The sequence below is a fragment of the Mesorhizobium sp. M7A.F.Ca.CA.004.04.2.1 genome (assembly GCF_004022825.1).
Taxonomy (GTDB): domain Bacteria; phylum Pseudomonadota; class Alphaproteobacteria; order Rhizobiales; family Rhizobiaceae; genus Mesorhizobium.
Genome location: NZ_RZPH01000181.1, coordinates 847 through 7,869, shown reverse-complemented (window position 1 = coordinate 7,869; position 7,023 = coordinate 847). Strand labels below are relative to the sequence as shown.

The window sequence follows — 7,023 nt, the reverse complement described above, 5'->3', positions numbered from 1 at the left end:
CGACTGGGTGGGCGAGCCGGTCGGCATAAGGCTCGACCATGACAGCTGTCCAGGAATCGAGAACGCCGTCGTAGAACACCTTGACCATGCCCGACGACAGCCATTCGCTGTTGTAGCGTTCGGCCATATCAGACGCCTTGTCGAGCATGTCGAGCGTCATGAAATTCTTGTAGTGGAACGGGATCTTGACGCGGCAGGGCAAGCCTTCCTCGGCGTCGATCTCGGCCAGCAGCTCAAGCTGATAGAGATTGCCGTCCATGTTCTGGATCGAGGTGATGCCGTGGCGGGCGCACCAGGCGAGCCCGCGCCGCATGATGTCGCGGTCGGCGTCCCGCTCCGCCGTCGTCGGCATCGGGTCCGGCTCGCCGCCGGTCGACAGCCCCAGCCGCACCCGGCCTTCGCCGGCAAGATCGAGCACCGGGCCAAAGGCCTCGCCTTCGCGCAATTCACCGGCGGCCAGACCATCGTCACCCATGACGATCTCATTGCCCGGACCAAGCGTGCGCCCCTGCAGGATGCCGGCCATTTCCAGCGCCTTGGTGTTGGCCCACATGGTGTGATGGTCGGGCGCCGCCATGCAGAACGGGCGATCGGGCAAGATGGCGTCGAGGTGATGGCGCGTCACGCGCTCGCTGCCGAGCACGGTGTAGTCGACGCCCTGGCCGACCAGCATCTTCGCGTCGGGCCGGGTCGGCGCATAGTCGCGGATCGCCTTCTGCAGCGCCTCGAAGCCATGAATACCGGTGAGTTGAAGGTGGGCAAGTTCAGCCCCGCCCGAAAACAGATGCATATGGGCTTCGATGAACCCCGGGACCACCGAACCGCCCTTGGCGTCGATGACCCTGGTGGCCGGTCCCTTGAACTCTTCGATGGAGGCGCGGCTGCCGATGGCGACGATTGCGCCATCCTTGACGGCGACAGCCTCGGCGGTGGGATTGTCGTCGTCCATGGTCTGCACGAGACCGTTGATGACGATCAGATCCGCATTGTGACCCGCACCTGTGACAGACATCGCGACTCCGCGCTTTTGACGACTGACTGGGACCGATAAACCCTCTTGTCCAACAACCTGCCACCCCACCGGAGCGACGCCATGGACGAAAAAGAATGCCAGTGCGCTGTCTTGGAAATTCCCCTTGTCATCCCGAGAGGCAGCGTGGATAAAGAATGCGACTGATTATTCGCGTTTGTCAACATGCCGAATCTGGAATGTATTGTGGACAGCAAGCTCCCACCATGTTGAGACCGGGCGGGGAACGAGGACATCGGACAGTGAAGCGCAGTCTCGATCGCAAAACCAGGATAGCGCTCGAACCGCGCAAACAGCCGCGGCAACAACGCTCCAGCAAGGTGGTCGACCGGATTCTCGACGCAGCGCTGGTCTTGACGCGGGAGCAAGGAACCAAGACGCCCACGACGCTCGCCATTGCGCAGCGCGCAGGCTTGTCGGTTGGTTCGATCTACCAATACTTTCCCAACAAGGAAGCCATTCTTCTGGACCTCGCCCGGCGCTGGCTGTCATCCTTTCCCGAGGTGATCGCCAAGCGTATCAAGGTCGCCCCGCCCACCAACCGTGAAGAGTTTCGGCGCGAAGTGCGCAAGCTCTTCATCGACACGTCCAGACTCTACCTCGAAAACGCCAGCCTGATGCCGGTGATCGAGGCCATTTCAGGCAATGCCGACCTCAGGCCGATCCAGAACGAATATGACGAGCAGATCATCGCGCTCTACGCCGCATGGCTGCAGCATGTGAACCCGGCGCTTGAAGACAAGATCGCCAGCCGGCTCGGCGTGCTGATGATGGACGTCGGGCACGCCTGCCGGCTTGTCGGGTTGAAAAGCGACCGCAAGACATACGACCTCATCGAGGATGATGTGGAAAGAATGTGGCTCGCTCTGGTGAGCCCTTATCTCAATCTTGAATCTTGACTGATTTCGCACTTCGAGAGGAATTTATGAAGACTGTTTTCTCCCCCCTTCACGCCGGCCATGCCGGCCAAATGGAACTGGTCACATCAGCCATCGTGCCGGGTTTCGAAAAGCCATCGAGGGCCGAATTCATCAAGGCACGGGTCGAAAGCGAGAAACTGGGTCCCATCATCGCGCCGCACGAACATGACCTCGCCGCCGCCAAGCGCATCCACAAATCGGACTATATCGACTTTCTTCCGACGGTCTGGCCGCAATGGCTGCAAGCAGGCCTCACGGGCACGGCGATGCCCTTCACCTGGCCGACGCGCGGCCTGCGCGGCGACGTGCCGCCAAAGCGCGTCGACGCACTGCTCGGCTATTATTCCTTCGATGCCGGCGCCACCTTCGTCGAAGGCACATGGGCTGCGATCAAGTCTTCTTACGATGTGGCGCTGACCGCCGCCGGCCTGGTCAAGGATGGCGAGGCTTCCGCCTTCGCGCTCTGCCGTCCGCCCGGCCACCATGCCGGGGCTGGCTTCATGGGCGGCTATTGCTACATCAACAACGCCGCCGTCGCCGCGCAATGGTTCCGCGACCAGGGCGCCAAACGCATCTCGATCCTCGATGTCGACTATCACCACGGCAACGGCACGCAGGAGATCTTCTACGACCGTGCCGACGTCCAGGTGCTCAATCTGCATGGCGATCCGATGGTCGAGTACCCGTTCTTCCTCGGCCATGCCGACGAACGCGGCGCGGGTGCCGGCGAAGGCTTCAACATCAACTATCCGATGCCCTTCGGCACCGACTGGGATGCATGGAACGCCTCGCTCGAGGATGCCTGCGCCAGGCTCACCGCTTATGCACCGGATGTCGTCATCGTCTCGCTGGGTGTCGATACGTTCGAGAAGGACCCGATCAGCCAGTTCAAGCTGAAGACATCTGATTATCCAAAGATCGGCCGCCGCATCGGCGGGCTCGGCCTGCCGACGCTGTTCGTCATGGAAGGCGGCTATGCCGTCGAGGAGATCGGCATCAACGCGGTCGGCGTGCTGACCGGGTTCGAGGATCGGTAAATGCCTGTCGTCCCGGAGCATCTAGCGGTTTTGGGACAACGACAGGCATAAGCAAGGGACGGCCGGGACCGGGCGGCAACATCGCCCGGTTCCCACTATCGGGCCAAGGCACCAGCCTTCGGCACGGCAACCGGCGCGCCCATCTGTTCAATGCTCCCGAGCCTGGCGAAATCGACCGGCCGCCGAAATGGCCGGCGAAGGTTTTCGCGTCCCGGTCTTCTGTTCCGAGGCGCGAAAACCGACCTCTGAGTCGCACGTGTGTCCATCGGATTCGATTTTGTCAAATCGCGTTTGATGTCAGATTCAACTGCGGGTAGATTAGACCCGAATCAGCCGGTCCTTGGGGGGCGCGGCGAACACCCAAAGTCTCTTGTTCCGGAGCTTTTCCGGCACCAGACGCGGACGGCTTCGCGTTCCCTGAATGGATTCGGGATTTGGTTCGGCGCAGCCCTGCGCCACGCGTGTGTCTTCGTCAAAGTAATGCGTATTCGGGTTTGGCGGCTGGCTTCCAGCATCCGGACAGCAGAAACGATTCCGGCCAAAAGCAACAAGAATGAGCAGTCCCGCCGCACTTCTTCAATCCGACACATTGGGCTCGCGCCTGACGTCGCGCGGCGATCTCACCAGCTTTTTCATGCAACTGACCGCCGAGATCGGCGCCGACAGCTACATGTTGGTCGCCATTGTCCACGACCAGGACCGCAACGATGCGCGCATCGTCTCCTCCAACTGGATTTTCGATGCCATCGAGCTGATCGGCAAGCGGCTGATCGCCGGGCTCGCGCAAGGCGCGCTCACCGTCGCGCCAGGTATCCGTCCACATCCGCTCGTGGCATCCCGGGCACCAGAAACAGACGGATTGATCACCGGAGAGGAAGCCCGCCTTCTCGACGTGCTCGGCCATGCCGAAATCTATTCGCTGCGCCTTAATGTCGGTCGCCAGCGCCTGTTCGCCCTGTTCTCTGCGGCGACCGCCGGCAGCATCGACCAGCCGGCGTTGATGCGGGCGCAACTGAAATGCTGCTACGCGCTCTCGCACATCCCGCAACTGATTGCCGCTGCCGCCATGCAGGATCCGTTGTCGGATCGGGAGCGCGAATGCCTGTTCTGGGTTTCCGAAGGCAAGACCACCGACGAGGTCGCCGTCATCCTTGGCGTCTCCTCCAACACCGTCAACAGCTACATCACCCACGCCATCCAGAAATTCGCGGCCAGCAACCGCGCGATGGCCATCGCCACGGCGATCAGGAGCGGCATCATTTGAAACACGCCGATATCAAGGAAACGGCCGAAGCCCTTTTCAACGAGCAGCGCAACCCGTTCGGAGCCTTCACCCTTGGCTCCGAAACCCATCACGCGGTCACCATACCCGATGCCGTGCGCCGCTGCCGCTGGATCGCCGTTGACATGAATGCCTCGGCTTTCGGCCTCTTCTTCGTAAGCCCCTCGCCCGAGCGGGCGCGGCTCGTGCCATGCTTTGATTCCGACTATCCGGGCATTGCCGTGGCGACCAAGTTCATCTCAGGCGCCAACGGCGAGGAGATCGTGCGCCACACCCGCCTCTCGACCGAACCGCGCTGGTGGACGGATGACGGCGTCCTTGCCATGGTGGAGCTGTTTACCACTCTCGCCTGGACCGAGCAGATGGCGGCGCTGGTGCCCGGAACCAGCGGCATCGCTTTTCCCGTGCACGCCGACCGCGGCCAATGCGGTCTTGTCGTATTCCTGGGCTCGGAGATGACCTTGCAGCAGGATGCGCTCTACGAAATACACGCCCGCTGCTTTTCGCTGTTCGCCGCCGTCGCCCGCATCCGTCCGGGCGATACCGGCCGCATGCGGGCAATCTCCAAGCGCGAGCTCGAATGCCTTAAGCTGACCGCCAACGGCAACACCAGCGAAGAGATCGCGCGGCTCCTGAAACTATCGGTGCACACCGCTAACCAGTATCTGACCCAATCGACCCAGAAGCTCAACGCCGTCAATCGCAACCAGGCCGTGGCCAAGGCGCTGCGGCTGGGCTTGATCGAATAGGGGTTTTCGACAGGCAGCTCGATAGCGACCGACGTCAGCGATAGGCGAGCGGCTCGACCTTGCGGATACGCGCCTGTTCGATCACCGCCTCGAGCAGCGCCGTATTGTGCTCCGGGTCTTCGCCCGGCTTCTCGAACGACACGTAGTTGACCGCCACCGAAGCGCCGAGCTCGCTCAGCGTCAGCTGGAAATAGACGGTGACGCCGGGCGGCCTCAGTTCCAGATCGAGCACGATGCGCGGGCTGCCGCTCCAGTCGACATGCGCCTCACCACCATGGCCAAGCCGCAGAGTGCCCGGCATGAAGAACAACTCGACCGCTGAATCGACCAGGTCCGACAGGCACGCGAAATGCTCCAGCCGGATAAAGGCGATGTAGTCGGCGACATCGATCAGCCTGAGTTCCCCCACCACCTGCTCGATGGCGCTGGCGACTATGATCTCGCGAGATTTTGCGTGTGGTTGCCGGTTCATGAAATCTGTCTGCGCTCAGCCTTTTTCGAGTAGACGATCCGCACCAGTTCGGCGACGGCCTGGTAGAATTGTGACGGGATCACACTATCGACCGAAACTTGCTTGTACATGGAGCGGGCGAGCGCCACGTCCTCGAAGACCGGGATGTTGTGTTCCCGCGCGATCTCGCGGATTTTCAGCGCCACCAGATCCTGCCCCTTGGCCAGCACCATGGGTGCCGAGTCCTCGTCGCGCACATATTTCAGCGCGATCGAGAAGTGCGTTGGGTTGGCGATGATCAGCGTCGCGCGCGGCACCGCCGTCATCATCCGCTTGCGCGCCCGGTCGCGCGCCAGCGAGCGCAGCCGCGACTTGACGATCGGGTCGCCCTCGGACTGTTTGAACTCGTCCTTGACCTCCTGCTTGCTCATGCGCAGATCCTGCTTCCAGTGGAAGCGCGACCAGACGATGTCGATTGCCGCGATCAGCCCCATGACGAAGACGATCGCCACCAGGATGTCGACGGCGATGCCGCGGATGACGAGACCGAATGCGACCGGATTGGTGATCATCCCGGCGAGCAGCTTTCGGTGGTCTTCCGACAGCGTGAAGCTCAGCACGACGATGGCAAACCCGACCTTGCCGAGTGACTTCAGGAACTCGACCCAACCCTGGATGCCGAACAGCCTGTTCCATCCCTTGGCGATCGAAATGCGCGAGAGTTGCGGCCGGATCCGCTCGCCTACGAATTGCGGCATGTTCTGGAACACCGAGGCGCCGATGCCGGCGACGGTCAGCAGCACCATCAGGCTCAGGATGGCGCGGCCAACCTCGAGGAGGACGATCTTGTAGAGCGCGATGACGTCGGTCTCGGTGTCCATCGGCCAGGCTTCCGGCTTCTCCAGGAACATCGACAGGAACATGCCGAGATCGATGATCGCATCCTTGGCGTAGAAGACGGTGAACACCAGGATGGCAACGAACGAGGCAAGGAGCGCTGTCTCCCGCGAATGGGGCAGTTTGCCCTGTTCGATGGTGTCGCGGATCTTCTTTTCCGTCGCCTCTTCGGTTTTCGAATCCTTGTCGACCGCGTCAGCCATGGCGCGGCCTTAGGCGGCGTCTTGGGTCGAGGGCAGTTCGAAGGCGCCTTCGCGCGACAGCCGGATCGTCGTCGTAACGATCGTCTTGCGGGCCGCCGTGATGTCGGCGAGAGGGACCCCGTCCGAGCCCTGTCCGAGTTCGGCTTCGATCATGCGCCGCGAGCGGGCGCCGATGGCCGACAGCACCGATTCTGCGAGTGCGGCCGAAGTGCCGCGCAGGGCCAGCGTGACCAGTTCGGTCGAGAGCCCGTCGAACAGCAGCACCCGGGCTTTCTGGGTGAGCAACGGCAAGTCGTCGAAAGCAAACAGGCGAGCCCTCACACCGTCGAGATCAGGCGTGCCGGCTGCTTCCAGATCCTGCATGACCTCCTCGAGCAGCGGCTTGTCGAGTTCGTTGAGAACGCTGGCGACACGCGCCTGCCCGGCCGAGGTGTCCTTGGTCGAGGTTTCCGCC

8 protein-coding genes are annotated in these 7,023 nt (G+C 62.2%); 4 read left to right on the top strand and 4 right to left on the bottom strand.

Annotated features, from left to right (window positions below; translation table 11 throughout):
- Window positions 1-1,012, bottom strand: a 1,012-nt coding sequence (locus EN893_RS11025; protein ID WP_164900797.1) for an amidohydrolase family protein, incomplete at its 3' end; no start/stop codon positions are given.
- 260 nt (window positions 1,013-1,272) lie between these two features.
- Here EN893_RS11025 and EN893_RS11020 point away from each other — a divergent pair.
- From EN893_RS11020 to EN893_RS11005, 4 genes are all read left to right on the top strand, one after another.
- A complete protein-coding gene (locus EN893_RS11020) occupies window positions 1,273-1,929 on the top strand; it encodes a TetR/AcrR family transcriptional regulator (protein ID WP_127268995.1) in 657 nt (218 codons plus the stop codon).
- A gap of 26 nt (window positions 1,930-1,955) precedes the next feature.
- Window positions 1,956-2,987, top strand: coding sequence for a histone deacetylase family protein (locus tag EN893_RS11015; RefSeq protein ID WP_127268994.1), 1,032 nt, complete (start codon window positions 1,956-1,958; stop codon window positions 2,985-2,987).
- Between the two features lie 553 nt (window positions 2,988-3,540).
- Window positions 3,541-4,251 carry a helix-turn-helix transcriptional regulator gene (locus EN893_RS11010; RefSeq protein ID WP_127268993.1) on the top strand — a complete coding sequence of 237 codons (711 nt, stop codon included), beginning with the start codon at window positions 3,541-3,543 and terminating at the stop codon, window positions 4,249-4,251.
- Window positions 4,248-5,018, top strand: a complete 771-nt coding sequence (locus EN893_RS11005; RefSeq protein WP_127271428.1) for a helix-turn-helix transcriptional regulator — start codon at window positions 4,248-4,250, stop codon at window positions 5,016-5,018. The genes EN893_RS11010 and EN893_RS11005 overlap by 4 nt, the downstream gene beginning before the upstream one ends.
- A gap of 34 nt (window positions 5,019-5,052) precedes the next feature.
- Here the strand turns inward: EN893_RS11005 and EN893_RS11000 are convergent, their stop codons facing one another.
- From EN893_RS11000 to EN893_RS39165, 3 genes are all read right to left on the bottom strand, one after another.
- The gene (locus EN893_RS11000) at window positions 5,053-5,490 is read right to left on the bottom strand and encodes a hypothetical protein (protein WP_127268991.1); all 438 of its coding nucleotides are present in this window, start codon (window positions 5,488-5,490) and stop codon (window positions 5,053-5,055) included.
- A complete protein-coding gene (gene flhB / locus EN893_RS10995) occupies window positions 5,487-6,569 on the bottom strand; it encodes a flagellar biosynthesis protein FlhB (protein ID WP_127268990.1) in 1,083 nt (360 codons plus the stop codon). Before flhB ends, EN893_RS11000 begins: the two co-directional genes overlap by 4 nt.
- A gap of 9 nt (window positions 6,570-6,578) precedes the next feature.
- The coding region (locus EN893_RS39165; protein WP_281062477.1) for a FliG C-terminal domain-containing protein at window positions 6,579-7,023 on the bottom strand (445 nt) is incomplete at its 5' end.